The sequence below is a fragment of the Candidatus Nitrotoga sp. 1052 genome, from assembly GCF_927312905.1.
GTDB lineage: Bacteria > Pseudomonadota > Gammaproteobacteria > Burkholderiales > Gallionellaceae > Nitrotoga.
This window is the reverse complement of record NZ_CAKMHQ010000067.1, coordinates 38917-61850: the sequence shown is the minus strand read 5'-3', so window position 1 is coordinate 61850 and position 22934 is coordinate 38917. Positions and strand designations below refer to the sequence as shown.

Sequence of the window (22934 nt, the reverse complement as noted above, 5' to 3'; positions counted from 1 at the left end):
GGCGGTCTTGATCTGTATCCGGTTCAGGCTACCCATAGGAAAGTCGGATGAACCATAAATTTTATCGCTTATCTGTAAAACACGCGTTTTGCGGCTTGCCTGCTTACCCCCTTGCGCTCGTTGCCCCGCTTAGGGTTTTGACTTTATACACGCACCCTTAAAATAAATAAATTATGTTATGGATTAAAGCACTGCATGTGATTTTTATGGTTACCTGGTTCGCCGGCTTGTTCTATCTGCCGCGACTGTTCGTGTATCACGCCATGAGCAAGGATAAAACCAGCATCGAACGATTCAAAATCATGGAGCGCAAATTGTTCTACGGCATCATGACGCCGGGTGGCGTGCTGACTGCCATTTTTGGATTATGGCTGTGGATTGGTTATGGTGTAACCGGCGGGTGGATGCACATCAAATTCACGCTGGTGTTATTGTTGATCGCCTACCACGTCTATTGCGGCAAGCTGCTGCACGACTTTAAAACCGATCGCAACACGCGCAGCCATGTATTCTACCGCTGGTTCAATGAATTTCCAGTGCTGCTTATGATTGCCATCATCATTCTTGTAATCGTCAAACCTGTATAACTATATGCTTGAAACCTTTTTTTCACCCTGTCCGCGCGGCTTGGAAACAATGCTGGCCAATGAACTGAATGCGCTCGGTGCGCAAGAGGTGCGTACCACCGATGGCGGCGTGCATTTCACCGGCCCCTTTTTATTGAGCTACCGTGTCAATCTACACAGCCGCATTGCCAGTCGCGTGCTGTGGCGCGTGGCGATAGCACATTATCGCAACGAGCAGGACATTTTCGATACCGCCTATGCGCTGCCGTGGAACGATTGGTTCGACACCTCACACACCATCCGCGTCAACATGACGGCAATTAAATGCCCCTTGAAAAGTCTGGATTTCGCCACACTGAAAATCAAGGATGCCGTGTGCGATAAATTCCGCGCGCTCACCGGTGACCGTCCCAGCGTGGATACCCATACGCCGGATATCCGTATCCATGCCTTCCTTGAATCCAGCCGCATGACGCTGTATGTCGATACTTCCGGCGATGCGCTGTTCAAACGCGGTGTGCGCCAGTACACCAACGTTGCACCCCTGCGCGAGAATCTGGCTGCGGGCATTTTGCTGCTGACAGGTTGGCAGCCCGGCGTGCCGCTGCTTGACCCGATGTGCGGCAGTGGCACTTTCCTGATTGAAGCGGCACTGATGTCGTTTAACATCGCCCCCGGCATTAGCCGCAGTTTTGCCTTCGAGAAACTGAAAAATTTCGACGCCGCCGCGTGGAGCGAGATGCGCAGCCAAGCGCAAGCGGCACAAAAGCCGGTTAGCGCATTGCCGATTTTCGGCAGCGATTTATATGGCGACGAACTTAAAGCCGCACACCTCAATCTGGAAAACGCAGGATTACGTGGAGCAGTGACGCTCAATCAAGCGAACGTGCTGGAGATTTCCGCACCCGCCGACCATGGCGTGCTGGTAGCGAACCTGCCTTATGGCGAGCGCATGGGTGACTTGGAAGAGCTGCAAGAGTTATACCCAAAGCTGGGCGACGTGCTGAAGAAAAAATTCGGCGGCTGGAATGCCTATCTGTTTACTTCCGATTTACGCATGCCGAAGTTCATCCGCCTATCCGTTTCACGTCGCACTCTGCTGTTCAACGGCGCAATTGAATGCCGTTTATTTGAATACAAGATGGTGGCGGGAAGCAACCGTACCTGAATAAAAATATGTCATTTTTAAGGGGCGACGCGCCTCCGCGCGGCGTCCCTCTTGAACGCAAAGTTGGACGGCAATACTATACGAGAATTGACAACCATAGCTGAAGTATTTCCTTTGCGGGGTGGCTAAAATGATGCTTGGTTCCGTCGTCGAGTTCCACGACGATGGATGGCCCACCTCCGTAAGGCCCAGTACCAAAGTCCGCTTCGCCCCAACCCGTTGCGCCGACCACGGTCTGTTCAACTCCAGTAAGGACGCGAGAGCTCCGATCAAGTTTTACGTGCTTATGTGCCTCCGCAACATCACGAACGATAGCGAAGTGGGCGTGCCGGCGACCTAGCTCTGCACGGAAAGCGCTTGGGCTCACTGTATTGAACACCCGACTTGGATCTACGTTCGTGTATGCGTGCCACAAATGATCTGCCATTTGGTTTAGCGCGATTGCCGCGCTCATGGCCAAGCGAATGCTAGTGGGGTCTTTGATCCATTCTTCGTAGGTGGGTGCCACATGAGTGTCGAAGAATTCGTGCGCCTCTGTGCGTGAGATGTTCATTCTCAGTTCAACCTCTTGCCATTCAACATTCAATTGAGGGGCTGCGCGCTTTTGCGCAGTCCCGCTCGAATGCAGAGTTTGACGACAACTGCGGTGTCAAGACTTGACCCCTTTGTTTTTTTCTTGCGCTCATTCTGAGGAAGAGGCTATTTGCGACATACGGCGTCCACAATCATTCTATTTACTGAACCGGGCGTCGCTGGTGCCCACGATGGCGGCTCGAACTCGACTCGACCGACCGGGGGGCTCTTCATGTTTGCTTCAGCGTAGGCCAGGGTCAATGTGTCCGCTATCCGCTTTCCCTTGCAGTCAGCGATCTGGAAATTGACGGTAGAGAGGTAACGAACACCTGACTTGGGGTCTGTGCGAATCTCAGGGACGTTAATAAGGGTCATGATCTTTTGCTCGGTGGCACCCGGTTTGACCCATTGAAAGTTGACTATGAAAACAGAGCCTTCGGCGCTCTTACCTATAGGGACCCAGTTTTCAGCGCTCGCAACGGAGCCCGCAACGGTACTGGAAATCAGGAGGCAGATAATGTGTCGTGTACTCATCGGGGTTCCCCTTTTTCTAAGGATCGGAGTGTGCTGACATGTCTTGGTGCTGCTTCGCGGCAGTCCCGCTCGAACGTTAGGTTAGGCCGCAGCTTCATGTGGATAGCGGTGGGCCTGAAGTTCTATCAATGAACGATACGTCGAATCTTCAAAGACTGTGACAGTATTGTCAGGATTCTGCACACCAATACAGTTTGAAACAGCATCTCCATCAACGGTGATGGGAATGCACGTGGAAAATACATTATCGCTTTTTGCTACGCTGTGTGTCTCAATTCTCCAAGCAATGATTGGTTCTCCAATAGCAACCTCCTTGCTATCGCCAAAATCGATAACAGTGAAAAAACCTGGTTGTGCAGGCACTATTTGAATCGATATTGCTTCCATATGAAACTCTCCTTGTCTTATGAACGGGGTGGCCTAATATAGAAAACATTCTCATAAGCCAGCAATGCTGCCTATACCGGTAAGGAAAGCACGGGGTCAGTTCTAACATTACAACATTTTTTTTCGGTCTTCTTCAAACTTCCGCACTGCGCGACTTACCGTCATGTAGTGTACCCCGAAATGGCGCCCGATCTCTGCCACTCCATCGTATAAGCGCCGGATAGGTAAGCCTGAGCTATCGCCTGATCTCTATCCGGGTGGCGCACCCGGTACTTATCCAGCGACAAAGCGACCGACCTTCGCTGGGCCTTTGAAACTTCCCGTAGCTGCTCTGGATTTTTTGTCTGCCAGGAATGGGTGGGGTCTAGCAATGTAGCAAAATATTAGCTCTATTTCTCTTATCATGTCTCGCTCTATCTGAATCGAGTTTTTCGATGCCCACTACCACGTTACCCGAGGAGGAAAATGATGCATTTCAATAGGGGGGCCTCGATTGGTAGTTTTGTTTTTGACTTTCTCAGCTCAGTTGGGCTTCATTTCATTCAGCCCAACTGAGTTGCGAAATTTTTCCCGTGACTTGCATTTGGGCGAACTCTGAATTTTTAGAGGTGCCCTTGATTTTTATTTGCCATGATGTATCATAACAAGATACACTTTATCCATGATAAAGACCTTCCAGCATAAAGGTATCAAGGCATTTTTCGAGAGCGGCAGCAAGGCAGGTATACAGCCTTCACACGCGGCCAAACTGGCTTGCCAGTTGCGGCAGTTGAACGATGCGCGCACCGCATCGGACATGAACATGCCAGGTTGGAAGTGGCGTCCGTTGAGCGGTGACTTATCAGGCCATTGGTCGGTTTGGGTGAATGGCAATTGGCGGCTGACTTTCGCGTTTGAAGGCGAGGATGCCATTTTGGTGAATTATCAGGACTATCATTGAGAGGTGAAAAATGGCAAAGATGTTTAATCCGCCGCATCCGGCGGCAACCTTGCGTGAAGACGTATTGCCCGCGCTGGGGATTTCAGTGGCAGAGGCTGCACGACAGTTAGGCATGTCCAGAGTGCAGTTGTCGCGCGTAATTAACGAGCGGGCAGGAATCTCCGCCGATCTAGCTTTGCGCTTGGAAGCATGGCTGGCAACACCGGAAGGCGGCCCCAGTGCAGAAAGCTGGTTGCGTGGGCAGGCGTCTTATGATTTGTGGCAAGCATCGAAGAAAAAACATCCACGTGTGCAGCGTGCGGTGATGCGCGCGTGATTCAGCCCAACCGGGCTTTACCTATTTGATTAATTTAGCGCAACCTCGGATCGTACGACCATTTCCGGACCTTCCTAGATGTGATTTTTACCGAATCGGGATGTTGCGGATTGATGAGGATTACTGAATCTTCGGGCACTATTGCTGACGGCACAACCATAACTGCAGTTTTACACGCCCTCAGCCATGCATCTCCAAAATCTAGACTCACTTTCCCAGCTGGAATGGCATCCCAACCGACTGGCATTGAATACTGCATATGGGTTTGGCGAATTTTCCATACCGGATCAGGAATATCGATTTCGACCAGACAACGGTTCAAAGGCAAGCTGCTTGCGCCGAGATGGGCTAATGTTTCTAGGCAGGCCAGCGATGGCGTATTGGCGCAATAAAGGACAGCAAGAAGCTTCGGACGGTTCCATCTACCACCAGTGTTTTTAGCTCCGGTTCCTGAAAGGTCGTCGGCGGTATAGTCTGGGGTGTCAGTTGCAATCCGCCAAACAATCATTATGCATAGGCTCCCGATTGCGATTGAGCAAGTAAATTGGATACAAGCTTCTGTCCCTCCATTGTATCCATGTAGTCTGCCGGCTTTTTTCCGCCGAGCGCAGGCAATGGGCTATCGAGCCATTCACCGACCCAGCGATTCGCATCGAAACCTTCTGGATTTCCTGATTGGTTAACCATGACCTCGACCTGACCAACAAGACGCTCAAGCCCAAGCACACGTTCCGATTGTTCAGGGGTTAGTGTTTCTTTGTTTCGGATTTTGCGATCAACGGTTGAACGAGGAAGATGCAACGAAGTGTACAAACGATCCTTCGGGATATGCATTTTTTGAATAATAAAATCCAACAAGGCTGCTGGCACACCTTTGCGAATCACTTGCACGTACTCAATCCCGCTAGCGAAATAAAAAGTGTCGGGTTGGTTAAAATTAATTGTGGTTGCAATTGTGGCTGTCAGACACTCTGCCTCGGAAACGGCTATGCATGTATTCGGCGATCTCGGTCGTCTGATCTGGCCTTGTTTTTTTGATACAGATATGACTTTAGAAAGCTTATCGCCAGAATGGCCGCGTTCGCGGACTTTCGTACGTTGTTTTACTGAGTGTACTTGCTTTACCATAAAATATATCCCGCTCATATAAGTTTTTACTATAGCTCATTTGACGCAATCTGTCATGTGTGAGCCTCTTCCAATATGAAATGAGCGCGGTAGATACCGTCTTTAACGTCAAGCTCTTCCCTAGGATTCATTCATCTGTTTTTGTAATAACTAAAGGCTTGCTCAGCGGACATCGGCTCAACCAATGAATAGCAATGGCTATATACATTATTCTTTTCGATCATGGCTCTTTCCATCAGATCTCTGGATACTTTAAGATTCCCTCTTTCCAAATTTGCGTCGATAGCTACCGGTGTTTCAGTACAAACATTCTCATAAGTTATTTTTGTGTTTTGCCTGCAATCGGTATTGATGTAAGTTCCTCCTGCGCCACTAGATGTGCAGGAGACAGTGTCAGGCTTTTCCACTTTTACGGTTCTGCAGGATTTATGCACTCGATAGCCGCGCGCTAAAGTACTGCTGATATCGTCAATTCTGGCTCGTTGGCTTAACTCATCATTGTTCAAGCGTTCATAGTAAGTATCTCTGGAGCAGACATAGTGCGCTCTTTCGGCTGAATTCATTTTTTGAAAAGTGTCAACCGTTGCGCATCCGCACATTGAAATAATTGATGCAAAAATTACAGCGAAGTACTTTGTGTTGTTTGTCATGGATGCCTACATTGGAAATATTTTGAGGTTTTACGTAAAAGGAATTTGTTAATATTACGGCATCTATTCGTCAAACTAGAGAGCCCGGTTGGGCTTCATTTCATTAAGCCCAACCGGGCTTGGTCACCCTTGTGAAGCATAGATCGGACGTGCTGAAAGTTCTGATAGATCCGATATCCGAATGGTATGCAAATAACGAGTAGGATGAAATCGATTGCTCCAATCGCCGCGAATATTCCTGGTGACATTCGGGTTGGATCAGAAAGCTTCTCCGAAAAAAGAAGATGAACAAAGCTTAATTGCGCAAGTAAAAGGTATCCGACAATAAACAAAAACCAGAACGCTTTGCGCAGAATCTGCGAGTCCGAAAATGGCGAGATGAACCATAGATCTAGCGCAGAAAACCTGTTTGCCGTGGAAAGGTCGGTAGTGGATGAGCGGGATTTGAGCAGGCGGGATTCGAGAAATGCATTCGCCACGAATAGAGAGAAGAGTATGCCATACGTTGCAGAGAGAGCTTCACGAACGACTTTGAATCCGGCAAGGTCGATTGGCTCCCCTCCCCGTAGGAATGAAAATCCACTTAGTGCGTCGATTATCAGCGTGAGGTGAAGAATGCAAATTGCCGTAATGTAGGTTTTCCATGTTTTTACTACTCGTTCCAGAGCTACCTCAAAAAGCTTAGATTCCATTGAAAAATGCGCTCGGCTGCCTAACGAATCCATAGTGAACCCCATTGCGATGCCAGTTTTGAAACAAAGAAACAAACAGGGGAAGAGAATTGGGAATTTCAGGCGCCCTTTGCTTATTTCTTGGCGCCCCCGCTCAGCTCGCGGAAGCGCATCTTGTCGGCTTCATAACTCGCTTTAACTGCGGCCGCCTTTTCTTGAGCCTTGACCAAATCCAGTTGCAATTTAGCTAATTTATTCTCGCTCTCAGTAATGTCGGCTTGCAATGAAGCATGGAGCTTTTTGCCAGCGCGTTTTCTTTCTTCTGCTTCCTGCTGATAGTTTTTTAAGTTCTCCCGAGCTGTTTTTTGCAGTGACTGTATGCTGCTGATAAGTGACTCTACTTGATGCAAGTTGCGATCGCGAGCCAGGTCAATTTCCTTCTCGCTACTGAAAGTGTTCTGCAACGCTTTGTCTTTGCGGCTTTGTTCAAGCTTGGCTTCATTGTCAATACGTTTTTTGGCCTCATCCTCCTCATTGGCGCGCCGCTCTTTATTATTTATTTCCTCGGTTCGTTTGATCACACGGCCCTTATCGCTTAATTGCGCATTACTTTTGTTGGTATATTCTGGAGGAATGACTTCGCCGTAATGGGTCACGCCCTTGTCGTCCACCCATTTATATAGTTTTGCTTCGGCTGTTGTACTGAAGGCCACAACAATCAACACTAGACATGCACTAAAAATTTTCATCTTATTTACGCTATCCCATAACGATCACGGTAGGATTGTACTGCTTGAAGATTTTGCACCATCGCTGGATTATCCTGCAAATAACCAAGCAAATCATCCAATGTAGCAATTGACACCACCGGAATACCATAGGTGCGCTGTACTTCCTGTGCTGCGGAAAGTTCATCTTCATTCCGCTCTGTTTGTTGTCCCAGTTCCATGCGATCCAATGCAATGACCACCCCGCAGGGCGTTGCGCCCGCTGCACGGATCAAGGCTATGGATTCCCGGACCGAGGTTCCAGCGGAAATAACATCATCGATAATCAGCACACGTCCCTGCAGTTTCGCCCCCACCGTGCTACCGCCTTCACCATGGTCTTTGGCTTCCTTGCGGTTAAAGCAGTAAGGTACATTGCGGCCTTTTTCTGCTAGAGCAATGGCTGTTCCCGCGGCGAGCGGAATACCTTTATAAGCAGGGCCGTACAACATGTCGAAGGGGATTGCTGAGAACAGGATGGCCTGCGCGTAAAACTGTGTAACTTGTTTCAACGATTCCCCATCGTTAAACAGACCCGCATTAAAAAAATAGGGCGATAAGCGGCCAGCCTTGGTTTTGAATTCACCGAAACACAATACCTCTTGTTGGATGGCGAAACGGATGAAGTCCTGGCGGAAATTAGACATGGCAGATAGATCAAAAATTTAGACGTGCCGCCATTATAATTACAAGCTTTGCTTATGGAGAATTTTAGTGCGCGTCATCAGCATTAACCTCAACGGAATTCGTTCTGCCTGCAGCAAGGGGTTGTTTCCATGGCTGGCGCAGCAGGATGCCGACATTGTCTGTGTGCAGGAACTCAAAGCGCAAGCCGCTGACATGACGCCGGAAATGTTAGCTCCATCCGGTTACCACGGCTATTTCCACTATGCCGAAAAAAAGGGTTATAGCGGCGTGGGTATCTATTGCAGGCAAAAGCCGCAAACAGTAATTGAAGGGCTGGGCATACCTGAATTCGACAGCGAAGGGCGTTATATTGAAACGCGGTTCGGCAACTTAAGTGTCGTGTCGCTTTACCTTCCTTCCGGTTCCAGCGGTGAGGTGCGCCAGACGGTAAAATTTCAGTTTATGGCTGCCTTCATGCCGCATCTGCGTGAACTTCATGCCAGTGGACGTGAGGTGTTGTTATGCGGCGACTGGAACGTAGCCCACACCGAAAAGGATTTGAGAAATTGGCGCGGCAACCGCAAGAACTCCGGCTTTCTGCCAGAAGAACGTGCCTGGCTTACTGAACTATTTAATGAAGTTGGGTTCGTAGACGTGTTCCGTCATCTTCATCCCGAACTGGAAGCTTACACATGGTGGTCAAATCGAGGCCAGGCTTGGGCAAAAAATGTGGGCTGGCGTATTGACTACCACATTGCCACGCCGGGTATTGCACAGTCCGCCCGATCAGCCAGCATCTATATGGATCAGCGCTTTAGTGACCATGCACCGCTGACGGTTGATTACGATATTAATCTTAAGGAAAACGGGTCTCCTTGAATATTTCAGGAGGCAATGGCACAAGAGATACTTGCACCTTTGGCACGAACAGTGGTCTTACTCGAAGTTGTTTTAAAAAAACTAGAATGTCCATGTTAAAATTAAAAATTGTGCCACGTCATGAGAGGCATATGATGCGAAACTTTAAAGACGCATCTGTTTAAATTAAATTCTTAAAATTTGGAAAAATGAAGCTAATGAACAAACTACCAACACCGGGCAAGACCGAATCAAATACGTGGATAGCGGTTGGTTGTGTTTATAGCGGACAAGGGGGCGGAAAATGATACCCGAGATCGGTAATTTTTCCCTCATGCTGGCGCTCGTGCTGGCGCTAATGCTGGGCGTACTACCTATAGCGGGCAGCATGCGCGGCAATCGGCGGCTGATGGCACTCGCCCGCCCGGCAGCTCGTGGACAACTTGCCTTCATCGCTATCGCCTTCGGTTGTCTCGTTTACACCTTTGTGACCAACGATTTCTCGGTTAAATACGTTGCCGCCCACTCAAACTCGTTGTTGCCGGTTCAGTACCGCATCGCTGCGGTGTGGGGCGGGCATGAAGGCTCGCTGCTTTTATGGATGCTGATGCTCGGCGGGTGGATGCTGGCGGTGACGCTGTTCAGCAAGCGTTTGCCGGAAGAGATGCTGGCACGCGTATTGGGCGTAATGGGGCTAATCAGTGTTGGCTTTCTTTCTTTTACATTGTTCACCTCCAACCCCTTTGAACGCTTGCTACCAGCCGCAATGGATGGCCGCGACCTGAATCCTTTGTTGCAAGATCCCGGCATGATATTCCACCCGCCCTTACTGTATATGGGTTATGTAGGCTTTTCGGTGGCCTTTTCTTTCGCCATCGCGGCCTTGATCGGGGGCAAGCTTGATGCAACTTGGGCGCGCTGGTCACGGCCATGGACCACAGTGGCGTGGATGTTTCTTACGCTTGGCATCATGCTCGGTAGCTGGTGGGCCTATTATGAGTTGGGCTGGGGCGGCTGGTGGTTTTGGGATCCGGTCGAGAATGCTTCGTTCATGCCTTGGCTGGTGGGCACTGCACTAATCCACTCCCTGGCAGTAACGGAAAAACGCGGTGCGTTCAAAAACTGGACCGTATTGCTGGCCATTATCGCTTTTTCCTTAAGCCTGCTCGGAACCTTCCTAGTGCGCTCTGGAGTGCTGACTTCCGTGCATTCTTTTGCTACAGATCCGGCGCGCGGACTTTTTATTTTGGCATTCCTGAGTGTCGTGGTTGGCGGTTCGCTTGTGCTATTTGCGTGGCGCGCGCCGAAAGTGGGGTTGGGCAGCGGATTCGGATTAATTTCACGTGAGTCGATGCTACTTTTGAACAATGTGCTTCTGGTCGCTGCCGCTGGCGCAGTATTCCTTGGCACGCTCTATCCTTTATTCTTGGATGCATTGAATATGGGTAAAATTTCAGTCGGGCCACCTTATTTTGAAGCAGTGTTTGCGCCTATCATGGCGATTGCCGTTTTCTTGATGGGCATCGGGCCACGCACACCATGGCAGCAGGCCAGCCTGGCGAAAGTATTTAAACATCTGCTGCCGTGGTTTATCGTCAGTGTGGCATTAGGCATACTTGTGCCATTCTGGTTCGGACGCTGGACGGCGCCGGTGGTAGCCGGGACGTCCCTGGGAATGTGGGCATTACTCACAAGCATGGCCTACCTAGTCGCTCGAGTGCGAGGATCCACTAGTGGGAGCGCTTGGGCAACGCTGCGCGGCACGTCTCGCTCCACTTACGGCATGCTGCTCGCCCACGCTGGAATTGGCGTGTTTATTCTCGGCGTGACTTTGGTCAAGGGCTATGAAACCAGCAGTGAAATGCGTCTGCGTGTGGGTGACGTGACCACGCTGGATGGATACGCCTTTCGCTTGCTTGCCATGGAGAAAATGAAAGGGCCGAATTACAGCGGAATTCGCGGCACTCTGGAGGTAACACAGAACGGAGCGAAGATAGACACGCTCTATCCTGAAAAGCGCCTTTATACCATGCAGGATTCAGCCATGACCGAAGGGGCCATTTACACGAGCCTGTTCCGCGATCTTTATGTTGCGCTTGGCGAACAAATCAGCAGGGACGAGTGGGTTATGCGCATCCAGCACAAACCGATGGTTAACTGGATCTGGGGCGGCTGCTTACTCATGGCGCTTGGCGGTTTGCTGGCGGTGAGCGATCGTCGCTATAGACTGCCATTAAAGTCACCCACGCAGCGCTGAAAGGGAATCCGATGAACCGCTTTCTTCTTCCGCTGGGGGCTTTTATTGTTCTCGTTATTTTCTTGTGGATCGGGCTCACACTCAATCCCAGGGAAGTTCCATCGCCCTTAATCAACAAGGTAGCACCGACATTTCGGCTACCACAACTTCACGACTCCGCTAAAACTATTGGACCGGAGGACTTGCGCGGCAAGGTTTGGTTGCTTAACGTTTGGTCCTCGTGGTGTGTGACTTGTCGCCAAGAGCATCCTCTGTTGGTAGAGTTGGGACGGCAAAATTTGGTGCCGATTTATGGGCTGAATTACAAGGATAATCGCGATGACGGTCTGGCTTTATTAAGAAACTCGGGTGACCCATATGTCCTGTCAGCCTACGACCGAGAGGGCAACGTTGGCATCGACTGGGGTGTCTATGGTGTCCCGGAAACTTTCGTCATCGATAAATCAGGTCTCATCCGTCACAAATTTATCGGAGCGCTCACGCCTGAACTCATACAGAAGAAACTAATTCCTCTAGTTAAGGAGTTGAACGGTGCATAGCAAACTTCTCTTTCTTGTACTGTTGCTTTTAATGCCACTGGCTCATGCTGATCAGGCGGCTATTACGAAGGACGATCCTGTACTGGAAAAACGCGTTATGGATCTGTCTGCACATCTTCGCTGCCTGGTCTGTCAGAACCAAACGATTGCCGATTCCAATGCCGAGCTCGCGGTTGACCTCAAAAATCAAGTGCGCGAGAAACTGCGGCAAGGACAATCAGAGCAGGAAATATTGGATTACATGGTAAAGCGCTATGGTGAATTCGTTCTGTTCAGCCCGCTGGTAAAATCAACCACCTGGTTGCTCTGGTTCGGTCCACTTTTACTGCTGGTTGTGGGGTTGGGCGTGCTCTTTGTCATTCTGCGCCAGCGCCGCAAGATGATGCAGCAGGCGCCCGCCCTGAGCGCAGATGAGCATGCCCGCGCGGCATCGCTGTTGTCTGGAAAAGGAGGCGAGGGACACTCATGATAACGTTTTGGCTTATAGTGGGAGTTCTGATTGTTGTTACTTTGCTTGTTCTGCTGCCACCATTACTGAGACGAGGTAATAGCTCAATATCCACCACGCCTTCAGAGGTGAATCTGTCTGTTTATCGTGATCAGTTACGCGAATTAGACGCAGATCTGGCAGCCGGGACTCTGAATGAGGTTCAATATCAAAACGCGCGGAGCGATCTGGAGAGTCGCGTGCTGGAAGATTCAGGAGCCGCTGAAATCGCCACTGCGTCATCGACTGATAGCCGCTGGGGTAACGCTTCGATCGCGGCGTTGGTAATTTCAGTACCTTTGTTGGCGATTGCTTTATATTTCATGCTGGGTACGCCAGCCGGATTAAAGCCGCAAATCCCGACAGCGGCCGTTGACGAAGCACATCCGGCCACACCTGAACAATTTGAGGCAATGGTGACGTGGCTAGCGGAACGGCTTAAGTCGGAACCGGACAACGCCGATGGCTGGGTGATGCTTGCCCGCTCCTACACCGCCCTCAATCGCTATCAGGATGCCAGTGCTGCATACGCTCGCGCTGTAGCACTGCAACCGAACAACGCCTTTGTGCTGACCGATCATGCCGATATGCTGGCCATGCTCAAACAGACCCTGCAGGGCGAGCCAGAAAAAATAATCCAGCAGGCGCTGAAAATCGATCCGAACAACCTTAAGGCGTTGTCTCTGGCGGGTTCTGCAGCTTTCGAACGCAAGGACTACCAGGACGCCATTAAACGGTGGCAAAGGATTCTTGATTTGTTGCCGGCGGACTCTCCTATGGTGGCCTCGGTCAGCGCCAGCATCAATGAGGCACGTGGATTGGCCGGACTGCCCCCGGCAGCTGCCGCTCCGGCCGGTGACAGAGCCTCAACCCAGTCAAAAGTTGCGAATGGATCAGTGAGTGGAACGGTACGCATTGATCCTGCCTTCAAGTCGCGAATCGCAGATACCGACACGGTATTTATCTTCGCCCGGGCTGCGGATGGTGGACGCAAACCGCCGCTGGCCGTTATGCGCAAGACAGTGAAGGAATTGCCGTTTAATTTCACGCTGGATGACAGCATGTCGATGGTGCCAGGTTTGAACTTATCTTCTGTGTCTAATTTTATTGTCGGAGCGCGTATATCAAAGTCGGGGAATGTAACTTCTAGCCCAAAAGATCTGGAGGGTTTTTCGAAACCGGTGAAAACAGGTCAAAAAGACATAGTCATTACCATTGATTCAGAGGTCAAATAAACGAGGAGTTTGCTCCAATTCACGCGGTTTTACCATTATGCGTTGATGCTCTATGAAGCGTAAAAATCCTCTGGGCAGATGGGCATCTTACGCTTATAAATTTCAATGTGTCTTGTTGATATTTACTCCGCCAACGCAACCGTTTTGATCATGGCATATACGACAAGTCCCTTGCGTAAATCTAGTCGATCACGTGACCATGCAGTGATTTCCGTAAACAAATTTTGTCCTCCGCTTAAACGTAATCCGAGCAGTACGTGCCCCTCACGAGCGAGGTCTATACGTTCTATTGTCACCTGCAATATATTCAGAAGACTTGTACTCTCCGGTTTAAAGAGAGCTATACCGACATCCTTAGCAAGAATACGCAAACGTTGCGGCCTGCCAGCACCTTCTGAATAAACAGGGGCACTCAACCAAAAACAATCTTCCCCAACATGAAAAGGAGTTAACCCATGTTCTTTCTGCCCCAACTTTCCCTCAATGACCGAAACCACTCCTTCATCATTAAATAACGGGGAATCCGGTCGCGACAAGGTGTGTTTGAGTGTTTCTACGCGATCGATGTGCCCATCCCGCAAAAATACAACCCGGTCGGCCAAGCGTTCCACTTCAGCTGGTGCATGGGTAACATACACAATCGGGACACCCGCTTGCTCCACCAAGCGCTCTAGGTATGGAAGGATATCGCGCTTGGTCTGTGTATCGAGCGCAGAAAGTGGCTCATCCATCAACAGCAAGCGCGGGCTTGCCAGCAAAGCACGCCCCAAGGCAACACGTTGACGCTCCCCACCAGAAAGCTGGTTCACACTACGCCCGATCAAATTTCCGATGTCCAGCATTCCCACCACTTCGTCCAAATGTACTTTTCGTTCCGTAGCCGGGATGCGCTGGTAACCGTAGAGAAGATTTTCGCGTACCAATAAATGTGGAAATAAGCTTGCCTCCTGAAAAACCATGCCAATCCGGCGCCGATGCAGTGGCACCCAGCGCCCTCCATCCTGCCAATTTTCATCACGAAAGTGTACGCGCGCATGGCTCGGACGCTCCAGACCAGCAATCAAGCGCAGCAATGTAGTCTTGCCCGAGCCAGAACGTCCAAACAGAACGGTGACACCTTCCGCGGGCCAAGCGACATCAACGTCAAAAACAAAATCTGAATGAGTAATCCGGGCACATACGGACAAGGTCATGGCTTGACCATCTCAAAACGTCGATTAAGCCAATACACCATACACAGCACCATAAAGGAAAAAATCAACAACATCAGGCTAAGCCTGCCCGCAGCATCGTACTGCATACCCTCGGTATAGCCATAGATAGTGGTTGATAATACGTGGGTTACCCCCGGAATATTGCCGCCCACCATTAGGACTACTCCGAATTCACCTATGGTGTGTGCGAAAGTAAGCGTAATGGCGACAATGAAGCCACGTTTGGTCATCGGTAAAATTACGCTAACGAACTGATCTATCGCGCCAGCGCCAAATGAGGCAGCCACCTCGACCGGACGCCGCCCCAGACTGGAAAAAGCCTGCTCCAATGGATGCACGGCAAATGGCAGGGAATACAACACGGAGCCGATCAGGATTCCCTCAAAAGTAAAAGCAAGGTGATGCAGCCCCATATTTTCTAATGTTCCGCCGATGAAGCCGCGCGGACCAAGTGAGATCAACAGATAAAACCCAATCACGGTAGGCGGCAACACCAGTGGCAATGCTACCACCGCCTGTACAATGGTTCGACAGGCTGAGCGTCCGCTAGCCAACCACCAAGCCACAGGTGTTGCAATGGCCAACAAAATTATTGTAGTGAACAAACATAGGCGCAGCGTAAGCCCGATCGCTGTCCAGTCCTCTGCTGTAAAACTCAAGCTTTGCCTGAAATACTCCAAAATCTATTTTTCCGACCTAATATTTTCAGGTAGCACAAAGCCATATTTTTCTATCGTGTTACGCGATTCGAGTGTCTGAACATAAGCCGCAAACCGCCGCGCAAGCGCACTGTCCTTCGCGCGCTTGGTTATTACAAAGGCTTGTGCCAATGATCCATGAAGACTGCTGTCAATTAAGCTGTATCCGCCCTGTTTGGACATTTCAGGATTACGCGCCAGCGAAAGGGCAATAATACCGGCATCGGCTGCGCCGGTTCTCACCATCTGGGTAGCATGTTCAATATTTTCTCCAAAGACCAGCTTATACTGTATTTTTTCCCACATTCCGACCGATTTCAGCGCTTCTTTGGCACGCATGCCATAGGGGGCTACATCCGGGTTGGCAATGGACACTTTACGAATATTCGCATTAGACAATTTTTGTAGCGTCAGTTTGGTGGCATCAGTCGTTGAGGACCAGATTACCAGACGACCGATCGCATAAACTACCGGGTCCGAACTCGTTAGCCCCTCTTTTTTCAACATCTGCGGAAAATTAACGTCGGCCGCGAACAACATATCAAAAGGCGCACCATTCTGAATTTGCGTAGTGAATTTCCCTGAGGAGCCATACATAGCCGTTACCGCGTCATTACGATTTTCGGTATTAAACTTACTCACGATATCGGCCATGGCAAATTTTATACTGGAAGCGGCGACGATGGTTATATTCTCAGCCATTGCGGTGCAAGCACTCAATGCTAATGCGATAACGATGGTGCGCAAAAAAATAATCATTATTAAGCCCCTTGCCTTTGTGTAACTAGAATGCAGTTACCGTGGTTTCTACGTAAAGAAAATTTGAATTTGCGTTACGTCCCGGCTCTACCAGGTTGGACGTTTTTTTAGTAAAGTCACCTGCCATGAAATATGCGTAGCCTACTGTAAGCGCCATGTTTTTCCTTATTGGATACCGCACCCGGATATCGAACTCTTGGCCAACGTCTTTACCACTTTTACCAGTGGGATCACGTAAGTTAGCTCCAGGAACCCAGGAATCAGTGGCACTGGCTAATTTAATCCAAGTATAGCCAAAGTCCATTTTTAATTTATCCGTGGGGTTAAGCTCCGAGCGAAGCTTAAAAACTTGGATGTTTGTCAGTAGTGCATAATCATTATTGGACAGCGGCCTATTGAAACCAAATAAGCGCTCAAAACGCTGACTTGTATTGTCGTTTGGGTTTTTATCGCCGGTGACATAAGTGGTATTCGCGCTAAAACGCGGTTTCCATGGATGTTCGGTGGTATAGCCTGCTTCCAGGCTATACGTATATGCGTCGTGATCCAACCCGCCATCCTTGCCCCATTGCTTGGCATAATTAAAGTCATAATCCAGTCCGGTCTTGCCTACCGAACCATATCCACGCAAACCTGCGGTATTAATCTCACGATTTTTATGGGCACTTGCCGGTGCAATGGTTCCATCCGAAGCATATAGAACCTTGCTGCCATTTTGTTGCAGCAAATAGTAATAAGGCTGTAGCGTGATCACTTTCGACCATTTGCGCCAATCTCCTACAGCGCCATAGAACCTGTTGGCTTGATCGGCTTTATCCTCCGGATCCATAAAGCGACTTACTGGATTAAGAGCAAACATGTCCGCTTGCCAATCACTATATTTTTGCCCTAAAGTCACCCGTAAACCCTGAAATGTATTCGTGGTATTGCGGAACTCATTTCGTGCGACCAGGCGTTTATCTGTCATCTCAAAGGCCAAACGTCCAGCTTTCACACTCAGGGGTCTATCGTTACCCAGATCATCTGTACCCAGCGCATCTTTAAAATACAGCTCACCATAGCCTTGAATTATTTCGGCTGCATTTACCTCCAAATTGGTATTCGCAAATTGGCTGTTATATCGCCGAGAGTCTTGAAGTTCAATCGTGGCGCGTAATGGGTCAAATTTATTTTTAACCGCCGCAAAAAGACGTGTTCGCAAATAATATGGTTGATCCAGTACATCTGTTTTGCGGCGAAAATCATTGTCACGATATTCATAGCGAAGCCGGGCTTCCACACCCAGGTCAAGCCAATCCACATCTTGCAAACCTTCAATATCTTTTAACCATGTCTTGTTGACTTGCTTGACATAACGGGGAGGTTCGGTTTGAAGCTCTAACGAATAACTACGGATTGGAACATAGTAAGCACGGTTTGCTGTTGTAACAGCGGATGCTTCTGGTTGAGACGGTTTTTCGATTTTTAACGAGGTGTTTTCCAGGGTAATTTCCTGAGATTTTTCATTTACACTGAGTTCCTGGCCCAATTCGTTGCCAAGCGGATTCAGCTGCATATTTTCCTTCGCATTTGCATAGGGAGATGCCATTAATAGACTGCCCGCCAGAATTCCGGCTTTTACCGCCGATTCAGATCTTTTAATCTTGAGAAGAACCAGCCCTATTAGGCTTGCAACCTTCTTAAAATAGGCAAGTTTATTAACAATCCCGACTAATGGGAAATTTGAAATTTTGTTCACAAATTTGGCCTTAGGTAAATAATTCCGAAGCAAAATATACACAACTATATAACGCTTATTATTAAAAAACCGCATGGGCTGCGGTTTTATTGATACCTATCCTTATTCTTCTACGGCAAGTATCACATGCGATGCCTTAACTAGCGCACAGGCCGGGCTTCCCACGGAAAATTTGAGCAAATTTTGCGATTCATTGGTAATCATCGCAACAAAGCTAGTGTCGAAACCTATGTCCAATACTATCTCGGTATTCACCACCCCTTTTTCTATTCGACTGACCACTCCGCACAGCCGATTTCGTGCCGACGTTACTATCTTTTCATCCGCCGAAGTCAAAATCACCCACGATGACTTGATCAACGCGCTTGCAACTTTGCCTGGCGCAAGGCCCAATGTCTGCACACTTTCATTGGTAACGATAGCGTACACTGCCACGCCATCATCCAGTCTCAGAGTCACTTCTGAATTAACTGCCCCGCCAACAACGGATTCAATCTTGCCTTGCAACATATTTCTGGCACTTGTTTTCAAGTTAAGCACCCCTATACCTATATTTATGAAAATGGCCAACAATCTTGTTCATGGATGCCGTGAACAAAAATATTTGCACTATGGCACACCCATCCAGCTTTCTTGACGGGCGCCCACCTTATGTTATTCATCTTTTCCTGCTTCTATTTAAGAAATAGTGACAGGAAACCCTCTTATAGTAGCCAATCCTATTTTCGGGATATGCGTAATATACTTCAGTATATTACGCATATCAAGCAATACTGATCTAACCAATATTCTCTAGCATTTAAATGAAATTATTTTCATGCCGCCATGAACTTGGCGTACGAATCAAAAAACTTGAACATTGCCATTAATTCAATGGACTGAAAAATTTATTTTAGTTATACGTCCACAACATGCCAAATACAAAATATATAACGGTAGTTAAAAACTCACATTGGCTGTGTTTATTTCGTTAGTCTACCCCGATAATAATGTGGGACGCCTTGATCAAAGCACATGCACGACCACCAACAGCAAGCCCGAGCACTTTGTGCGACTCGTTAGTAATAATTGCAGCAAGGGTAACGCCATTCCCCAGATCAAGCAGCACTTCAGTATTCACCGAACCTTGCTCAATATGATTGACCACCCCGCACAACCGGTTACGCGCTGATGTTTTGATCTTCTCGTCCATCAAAGTCAGAATAATCCACGATGCATTGATTAATGCATATACCGCTTTACCCGGCACGAGATCCAGTGAGCGGACGCTTTCCTGGGTAACCATAGCGTACAGAGCTTCACCACTGGCCAGTCTAAGCACCACCTCTGCATTTACTGCGCCCTTTTGCACGCTTTCAACCATTCCCCTGAAGGCATTGCGCGCACTCGTATTTATTCCAATCCTTTTCAGAAGCTGAAAACTATTTCCCAGCGTTACCTCTTTATCGAGTGCCGCGAAAAATTGGGCCTGTAATGCCGCGATGCGTCCCAGTTCATCTACCAAACGCTGTCCCACCTCGGTTAGCTCTGCCCTGCCACCGCCACGGCCTCCTTGCCAAGCCGTTACCAGCGATACCCCAGCAAGATTGTTCATGCCCTCAACCGCTTCCCAGGCTCCCTTATAGGTCATCCCGACAGCCTTTGCGGCTCCATTTATCGAATTTTCCCGACTTATCGCAACCAGTAACTCCAGTCTTCGTGCGGAAACCTTACCGCCATCAAAATCGAGCGACAAGGATGTACTGAAGTTCCCAACATGAATTTTGGGTGGCACTGTCATCGAAATAATTACACTAGATTAAAGGTCGAAACATACTTGACAGGGGTACCATAAAATACATTTTTGGTACCCGCACGAGTTTAAGCATTCAGAATCAAAAATTCACGCTCAATTACTGACTAAAGAGTAATGCCCCCAAATAAAATTTGGACTCTTCAATTAATGCAGTTTCACCAAAGGCTTGAATCCCAGGCGCGGCTCCAATTTTTCTGCGGTAGCGCGCGCCTCATCCTGTGTTGAATAGGGGCCAACATGCACGCGCACCATGTCATCCTCTTTCTGATACAACTCGACTCGTTTGCCGCTTCCCTCAAATTCAACGCTCATGCGCGAAAGAAAGCTTTCAGCACCCTGCTGTGAGCGGAAGGCACCCAATTGCAGATACACATTTCCACTCGCCGCCGCTTCGCCTGAAGCTGATGGTGCTGTTGTAGACTTTAATGGGGTAACCACCACCGAATCCGTTGTCGATTTTAAGGGAGTCATCACCACTGAATCCGTTACCCCTAGAGGCTGGACATAATTGTCTGCCGCAAGGCTCTCCACCTCCACCACAACTTCGGCACTGCCATCATTTACAATGCCAAGTTTGTACGCGGCGGCATATGAAAGATCAATAATGCGCTCACGCAAAAATGGACCGCGGTCATTGATACGAACCACTACCGATTTTTTGTTCGCAAGATTCGTTACGCGCGCGTAACTGGGTACAGGTAATATAGGATGAGCGGCTGTCATGCCATACATATCATATATTTCTCCGCTTGCGGTGCGCTTACCATGGAATTTTTTTCCATACCAGGAAGCAACACCTCGCTCCTTGAATTTACCCGGCGAAATTAAAGGCGTGTATGTCTTTCCTAAAGCGGAATATTGGGTGTTCGCAAAACGGTGCAAAGGTTCAACGCGCGGGACAGCATCCGGGATGGCGGCCAAATTGATGGGCACATCGACACCAGGGCTGTCGCCTTCCAAATAACCGCCACGTTTTGGTTGCACAACCGAGGGGGGCAGAACAACGTGCGATTCGATTACGGGAGCCGGTGTGCTGCGTGTGTCCTCCTTGCGCGTAGGTACGCCGCTACATGCCGTAAGAATGATTGCTGCAAACAGTATCAGTCCAGTTTGTTTATTCACTTGCATAGCTCCCTATTTATCATTCCATTATTAAATACATTTTTATTCGATGAAGGATATTGAATAAATGAAGTATAGCGTAATCTTTCCAAATCTATTCAACGGCAGACTGCGGATGCGTAACCCACGCTAAAAAAAGGGCACCAACATTTGGTTAAACTTAAAACAGGAGTGCCAAATAAAGAATGGAGCAAACGATTGACAGCAGGGCGATGACGATAATAGCAAATGGGTTTTAGCTCAAGCCACCATTACCCCGGGTCTAAATCGGCTTGAACACAGAGGCGGATCCACCTGATTGGAAAGTGTTTCACCATTTTCAAGTGGCAGCCTTGCAGTTAATGCCTATGGCTACTTTCGGCAGCGAAAGCATTGGACATCATCCTAGGTTTCCCATGGCTTGATGGACGCCTAGCCTGTTTGTCAAACCTGTTAAAAGGTTTCAACACTTATCCGGTGGATTAAAAATGGCGATTGATAACTAATTTTTTATGGATTATTGAACAATCCATTGAATTACGCTTGTTTGCTCCATCCGCCCCCCAACCCACGAATGAGTCCCACGCTAGCGACCAATGATTGGGCTCTGAGCGCTAACAATCCTCGATCTGCCTGCAAAGCTACGGTTTGCGCGGTCGATACTTCCAGATAGGTCACTGCACCATTCTTGTATCGGTAGTTGGCAAGCGTTTCGGCCTTGTGCGCAGAAATTGCAGCCGCATTTTGCTCCATAATTTGCTGCTTCAAGTATTTCAGGCGTACCAATTCATCTTCAACTTGTTGAAATGCCTGCAGAACTACCGCGCGGTACTCCTGTCCCGCCTGATCCAAAACTGCTTTAGCCTGGTCAACCTGCGACTGCCTTAAATTCCCATCAAAAATATTGAAAATTACCCTGGGTCCAATGGACCAAAAAAGATTCGGCGCAGTAAGCCAGTCAGATCCCCCCGTATTCTGGAATCCGATCGAGCTGCCACTAAGCGAGATACTTGGAAAAAAAGCAGCTTGGGCAACGCCCACTCTGGCATTAGCCGCTTCCGCCTTGCGCTCAGCCGATGCGATGTCAGGTCGCCGCTGCAATAACGTTGAGGGCAATCCGACCGGGATTCGAGGTGGCTTAATCAAATCTAAATCTGATACCGGCGGAATCTTAAATGCCGTAGCCGACTCCCCGACCACACTTGCGATAGCATGCTCATATACTGCACGCTGTATTTTCAACTCGGAAAGCTCGACTTTTACAATATTTACCTGCGTTTCAGCTCTTGCGACATCAAGTCCGGATGCTATGCCTCCAGAATGTCGATTTTCTACAAAAGTAAGGTTTTTTTCAAAAACCTGGATACTTTCACCAAGTAAATTTGATTGCGCGTCAACATTTCGCAACCTGATGTAATATTCGGCAAGTAAAGCGTGCAAACTTAAGCGAGTACTTTCAAGGTCTGCCGCTGAAGCTTGGGCAGTCGCCTGACCCGCGGCGATAGAATTTCTTATCCGCCCCCAAAGATCCAGTTCGTAGTTTAACAACATACTAACCGTATTTGAGTTATAGAATCCAGGCTGATTAGGGTTCCTCAGCGGTCTATGATCAGATTGCCTGTTTCGTGTGATGCCTGCATCGGCATCAAGCGATGGAAGTTGGGCCGCTCCTAATTGCCTGACATAGGCAGTTGATTGATCAAATCGCGCAACTGCAATTGCAAGGGTAGGATTGTTTCGCTCCATTTTTTCTTGAAGTTCATTCAGTGTTTTATCACCAAATAATCGCCACCAAGATCCTCTTGGTAATTCATCGGAAGGTTGTGCCTCCTTCCATAAACTATCTCGCCAAGCGTCTTTAACCGGGACGACTATTGGTGGTTGATAGGGTGTGACAAATGAGCAGCCGTGCATGAGTAGCATAGA

Annotated in this window: 26 protein-coding genes; 9 read left to right on the top strand and 17 right to left on the bottom strand. The window is 48.8% G+C overall.

The annotated features are described in order from the left end of the window. Nucleotides 1-173: 173 nt before the first annotated feature. Together hemJ and MJ768_RS12950 are read left to right on the top strand one after the other, a co-directional pair. Nucleotides 174-587: a protoporphyrinogen oxidase HemJ gene (gene hemJ / locus MJ768_RS12955; RefSeq protein WP_239292323.1), complete on the top strand. Its 414-nt coding sequence runs from the start codon at nucleotides 174-176 to the stop codon at nucleotides 585-587. Nucleotides 588-591: 4 nt separating this feature from the next. Beyond that, complete coding sequence (locus MJ768_RS12950) at nucleotides 592-1734, top strand: THUMP domain-containing class I SAM-dependent RNA methyltransferase (protein WP_239292322.1); 1143 nt, start codon at nucleotides 592-594, stop codon at nucleotides 1732-1734. A gap of 76 nt (nucleotides 1735-1810) precedes the next feature. On the opposite strand, the gene MJ768_RS12945 is transcribed toward MJ768_RS12950, so the two are convergent. The 3 genes from MJ768_RS12945 to MJ768_RS12935 all read right to left on the bottom strand — a co-directional run bounded on the left by MJ768_RS12945 (nucleotide 1811) and on the right by MJ768_RS12935 (nucleotide 3228). Further along, nucleotides 1811-2287 carry a hypothetical protein gene (locus MJ768_RS12945; RefSeq protein ID WP_239292321.1) on the bottom strand — a complete coding sequence of 159 codons (477 nt, stop codon included), beginning with the start codon at nucleotides 2285-2287 and terminating at the stop codon, nucleotides 1811-1813. 146 nt (nucleotides 2288-2433) lie between these two features. Continuing rightward, on the bottom strand, nucleotides 2434-2841 hold the full coding sequence (locus MJ768_RS12940) for a surface-adhesin E family protein (RefSeq protein WP_239292320.1): 408 nt from the start codon (nucleotides 2839-2841) through the stop codon (nucleotides 2434-2436). An 81-nt stretch (nucleotides 2842-2922) separates the two neighbouring features. Further along, nucleotides 2923-3228 (bottom strand): hypothetical protein, encoded by a 306-nt coding sequence (locus MJ768_RS12935; protein WP_239292319.1) that lies wholly within the window; start codon nucleotides 3226-3228, stop codon nucleotides 2923-2925. 661 nt (nucleotides 3229-3889) lie between these two features. Between MJ768_RS12935 and MJ768_RS12930 the strand changes: the two genes are divergently transcribed. Both MJ768_RS12930 and MJ768_RS12925 read left to right on the top strand, forming a co-directional pair. Further along, nucleotides 3890-4168, top strand: coding sequence for a type II toxin-antitoxin system RelE/ParE family toxin (locus MJ768_RS12930; RefSeq protein WP_239292318.1), 279 nt, complete (start codon nucleotides 3890-3892; stop codon nucleotides 4166-4168). 10 nt (nucleotides 4169-4178) lie between these two features. Further along, on the top strand, nucleotides 4179-4484 hold the full coding sequence (locus MJ768_RS12925; RefSeq protein ID WP_239292317.1) for a HigA family addiction module antitoxin: 306 nt from the start codon (nucleotides 4179-4181) through the stop codon (nucleotides 4482-4484). A gap of 34 nt (nucleotides 4485-4518) precedes the next feature. On the opposite strand, the gene MJ768_RS12920 is transcribed toward MJ768_RS12925, so the two are convergent. From MJ768_RS12920 to pyrE, 6 genes are all read right to left on the bottom strand, one after another. Further along, nucleotides 4519-4992 carry an RES family NAD+ phosphorylase gene (locus tag MJ768_RS12920; RefSeq protein ID WP_239292316.1) on the bottom strand — a complete coding sequence of 158 codons (474 nt, stop codon included), beginning with the start codon at nucleotides 4990-4992 and terminating at the stop codon, nucleotides 4519-4521. Beyond that, entirely contained in the window at nucleotides 4992-5612 is a 621-nt protein-coding gene (gene parS / locus MJ768_RS12915) for a type II RES/Xre toxin-antitoxin system antitoxin (protein ID WP_239292315.1), read from the bottom strand. Before parS ends, MJ768_RS12920 begins: the two co-directional genes overlap by 1 nt. Nucleotides 5613-5743: 131 nt before the next feature. Continuing rightward, entirely contained in the window at nucleotides 5744-6262 is a 519-nt protein-coding gene (locus MJ768_RS12910) for a hypothetical protein (protein ID WP_239292314.1), read from the bottom strand. 95 nt (nucleotides 6263-6357) lie between these two features. Beyond that, nucleotides 6358-6987 carry a hypothetical protein gene (locus tag MJ768_RS12905; RefSeq protein WP_239292312.1) on the bottom strand — a complete coding sequence of 210 codons (630 nt, stop codon included), beginning with the start codon at nucleotides 6985-6987 and terminating at the stop codon, nucleotides 6358-6360. Between the two features lie 80 nt (nucleotides 6988-7067). Continuing rightward, nucleotides 7068-7682 carry a DUF4124 domain-containing protein gene (locus MJ768_RS12900; protein WP_239292310.1) on the bottom strand — a complete coding sequence of 205 codons (615 nt, stop codon included), beginning with the start codon at nucleotides 7680-7682 and terminating at the stop codon, nucleotides 7068-7070. A 5-nt stretch (nucleotides 7683-7687) separates the two neighbouring features. Next, entirely contained in the window at nucleotides 7688-8347 is a 660-nt protein-coding gene (gene pyrE / locus MJ768_RS12895; protein ID WP_239292308.1) for an orotate phosphoribosyltransferase, read from the bottom strand. 67 nt (nucleotides 8348-8414) lie between these two features. On the opposite strand from pyrE, the gene MJ768_RS12890 reads away from it, so the two are divergent. From MJ768_RS12890 to ccmI, 5 genes are all read left to right on the top strand, one after another. Beyond that, nucleotides 8415-9206 carry an exodeoxyribonuclease III gene (locus MJ768_RS12890; RefSeq protein ID WP_239292306.1) on the top strand — a complete coding sequence of 264 codons (792 nt, stop codon included), beginning with the start codon at nucleotides 8415-8417 and terminating at the stop codon, nucleotides 9204-9206. 283 nt (nucleotides 9207-9489) lie between these two features. Beyond that, nucleotides 9490-11442 carry a heme lyase CcmF/NrfE family subunit gene (locus MJ768_RS12885; RefSeq protein WP_239292304.1) on the top strand — a complete coding sequence of 651 codons (1953 nt, stop codon included), beginning with the start codon at nucleotides 9490-9492 and terminating at the stop codon, nucleotides 11440-11442. A gap of 11 nt (nucleotides 11443-11453) precedes the next feature. Continuing rightward, entirely contained in the window at nucleotides 11454-11981 is a 528-nt protein-coding gene (locus MJ768_RS12880) for a DsbE family thiol:disulfide interchange protein (RefSeq protein ID WP_239292303.1), read from the top strand. Next, a complete protein-coding gene (locus tag MJ768_RS12875) occupies nucleotides 11974-12450 on the top strand; it encodes a cytochrome c-type biogenesis protein (RefSeq protein ID WP_239292302.1) in 477 nt (158 codons plus the stop codon). Before MJ768_RS12880 ends, MJ768_RS12875 begins: the two co-directional genes overlap by 8 nt. Further along, nucleotides 12447-13703, top strand: a complete 1257-nt coding sequence (gene ccmI / locus MJ768_RS12870; RefSeq protein ID WP_239292301.1) for a c-type cytochrome biogenesis protein CcmI — start codon at nucleotides 12447-12449, stop codon at nucleotides 13701-13703. Before MJ768_RS12875 ends, ccmI begins: the two co-directional genes overlap by 4 nt. A gap of 122 nt (nucleotides 13704-13825) precedes the next feature. Here ccmI and modC read toward each other — a convergent pair whose 3' ends face one another. The 8 genes from modC to MJ768_RS12830 all read right to left on the bottom strand — a co-directional run bounded on the left by modC (nucleotide 13826) and on the right by MJ768_RS12830 (nucleotide 22931). Next, nucleotides 13826-14896: a molybdenum ABC transporter ATP-binding protein gene (gene modC, locus MJ768_RS12865; RefSeq protein WP_239292300.1), complete on the bottom strand. Its 1071-nt coding sequence runs from the start codon at nucleotides 14894-14896 to the stop codon at nucleotides 13826-13828. Further along, on the bottom strand, nucleotides 14893-15576 hold the full coding sequence (gene modB, locus MJ768_RS12860) for a molybdate ABC transporter permease subunit (RefSeq protein WP_239292299.1): 684 nt from the start codon (nucleotides 15574-15576) through the stop codon (nucleotides 14893-14895). The genes modC and modB overlap by 4 nt, the downstream gene beginning before the upstream one ends. A gap of 24 nt (nucleotides 15577-15600) precedes the next feature. After that, a complete protein-coding gene (modA, locus tag MJ768_RS12855) occupies nucleotides 15601-16374 on the bottom strand; it encodes a molybdate ABC transporter substrate-binding protein (protein WP_239292298.1) in 774 nt (257 codons plus the stop codon). Nucleotides 16375-16399: 25 nt separating this feature from the next. Beyond that, nucleotides 16400-18112, bottom strand: a complete 1713-nt coding sequence (locus tag MJ768_RS12850; protein ID WP_239292297.1) for an alginate export family protein — start codon at nucleotides 18110-18112, stop codon at nucleotides 16400-16402. Between the two features lie 102 nt (nucleotides 18113-18214). After that, nucleotides 18215-18643, bottom strand: coding sequence for a TOBE domain-containing protein (locus MJ768_RS12845; RefSeq protein WP_239292296.1), 429 nt, complete (start codon nucleotides 18641-18643; stop codon nucleotides 18215-18217). A gap of 439 nt (nucleotides 18644-19082) precedes the next feature. Then, nucleotides 19083-19892 (bottom strand): TOBE domain-containing protein, encoded by an 810-nt coding sequence (locus tag MJ768_RS12840; RefSeq protein WP_239292295.1) that lies wholly within the window; start codon nucleotides 19890-19892, stop codon nucleotides 19083-19085. Nucleotides 19893-20051: 159 nt separating this feature from the next. Further along, nucleotides 20052-21035: a septal ring lytic transglycosylase RlpA family protein gene (locus MJ768_RS12835; protein ID WP_239292293.1), complete on the bottom strand. Its 984-nt coding sequence runs from the start codon at nucleotides 21033-21035 to the stop codon at nucleotides 20052-20054. A gap of 510 nt (nucleotides 21036-21545) precedes the next feature. After that, nucleotides 21546-22931 (bottom strand): efflux transporter outer membrane subunit, encoded by a 1386-nt coding sequence (locus MJ768_RS12830; RefSeq protein WP_239292291.1) that lies wholly within the window; start codon nucleotides 22929-22931, stop codon nucleotides 21546-21548. Between the last annotated feature and the right edge of the window lie 3 nt (nucleotides 22932-22934).

Excerpts from the sequence above, each read along its gene's own strand:
- MJ768_RS12940 (WP_239292320.1), bottom strand. The coding sequence starts at position 2,841 with ATGAGTACACGACACATTATCTGCCTCCTGATTTCCAGTACCGTTGCG.
- MJ768_RS12925 (WP_239292317.1), top strand. The coding sequence starts at position 4,179 with ATGGCAAAGATGTTTAATCCGCCGCATCCGGCGGCAACCTTGCGTGAA.
- MJ768_RS12950 (WP_239292322.1), top strand. The coding sequence starts at position 592 with ATGCTTGAAACCTTTTTTTCACCCTGTCCGCGCGGCTTGGAAACAATG.
- MJ768_RS12880 (WP_239292303.1), top strand. The coding sequence starts at position 11,454 with ATGAACCGCTTTCTTCTTCCGCTGGGGGCTTTTATTGTTCTCGTTATT.
- MJ768_RS12945 (WP_239292321.1), bottom strand. The coding sequence starts at position 2,287 with ATGAACATCTCACGCACAGAGGCGCACGAATTCTTCGACACTCATGTG.
- MJ768_RS12840 (WP_239292295.1), bottom strand. The coding sequence starts at position 19,892 with ATGACAGTGCCACCCAAAATTCATGTTGGGAACTTCAGTACATCCTTG.
- hemJ (WP_239292323.1), top strand. The coding sequence starts at position 174 with ATGTTATGGATTAAAGCACTGCATGTGATTTTTATGGTTACCTGGTTC.
- MJ768_RS12885 (WP_239292304.1), top strand. The coding sequence starts at position 9,490 with ATGATACCCGAGATCGGTAATTTTTCCCTCATGCTGGCGCTCGTGCTG.
- MJ768_RS12905 (WP_239292312.1), bottom strand. The coding sequence starts at position 6,987 with ATGGATTCGTTAGGCAGCCGAGCGCATTTTTCAATGGAATCTAAGCTT.
- MJ768_RS12830 (WP_239292291.1), bottom strand. The coding sequence starts at position 22,931 with ATGCTACTCATGCACGGCTGCTCATTTGTCACACCCTATCAACCACCA.
- MJ768_RS12900 (WP_239292310.1), bottom strand. The coding sequence starts at position 7,682 with ATGAAAATTTTTAGTGCATGTCTAGTGTTGATTGTTGTGGCCTTCAGT.
- ccmI (WP_239292301.1), top strand. The coding sequence starts at position 12,447 with ATGATAACGTTTTGGCTTATAGTGGGAGTTCTGATTGTTGTTACTTTG.
- MJ768_RS12930 (WP_239292318.1), top strand. The coding sequence starts at position 3,890 with ATGATAAAGACCTTCCAGCATAAAGGTATCAAGGCATTTTTCGAGAGC.
- MJ768_RS12935 (WP_239292319.1), bottom strand. The coding sequence starts at position 3,228 with ATGGAAGCAATATCGATTCAAATAGTGCCTGCACAACCAGGTTTTTTC.
- pyrE (WP_239292308.1), bottom strand. The coding sequence starts at position 8,347 with ATGTCTAATTTCCGCCAGGACTTCATCCGTTTCGCCATCCAACAAGAG.
- parS (WP_239292315.1), bottom strand. The coding sequence starts at position 5,612 with ATGGTAAAGCAAGTACACTCAGTAAAACAACGTACGAAAGTCCGCGAA.
- modA (WP_239292298.1), bottom strand. The coding sequence starts at position 16,374 with ATGATTATTTTTTTGCGCACCATCGTTATCGCATTAGCATTGAGTGCT.
- modC (WP_239292300.1), bottom strand. The coding sequence starts at position 14,896 with ATGACCTTGTCCGTATGTGCCCGGATTACTCATTCAGATTTTGTTTTT.
- MJ768_RS12920 (WP_239292316.1), bottom strand. The coding sequence starts at position 4,992 with ATGATTGTTTGGCGGATTGCAACTGACACCCCAGACTATACCGCCGAC.
- MJ768_RS12835 (WP_239292293.1), bottom strand. The coding sequence starts at position 21,035 with ATGCAAGTGAATAAACAAACTGGACTGATACTGTTTGCAGCAATCATT.
- MJ768_RS12910 (WP_239292314.1), bottom strand. The coding sequence starts at position 6,262 with ATGACAAACAACACAAAGTACTTCGCTGTAATTTTTGCATCAATTATT.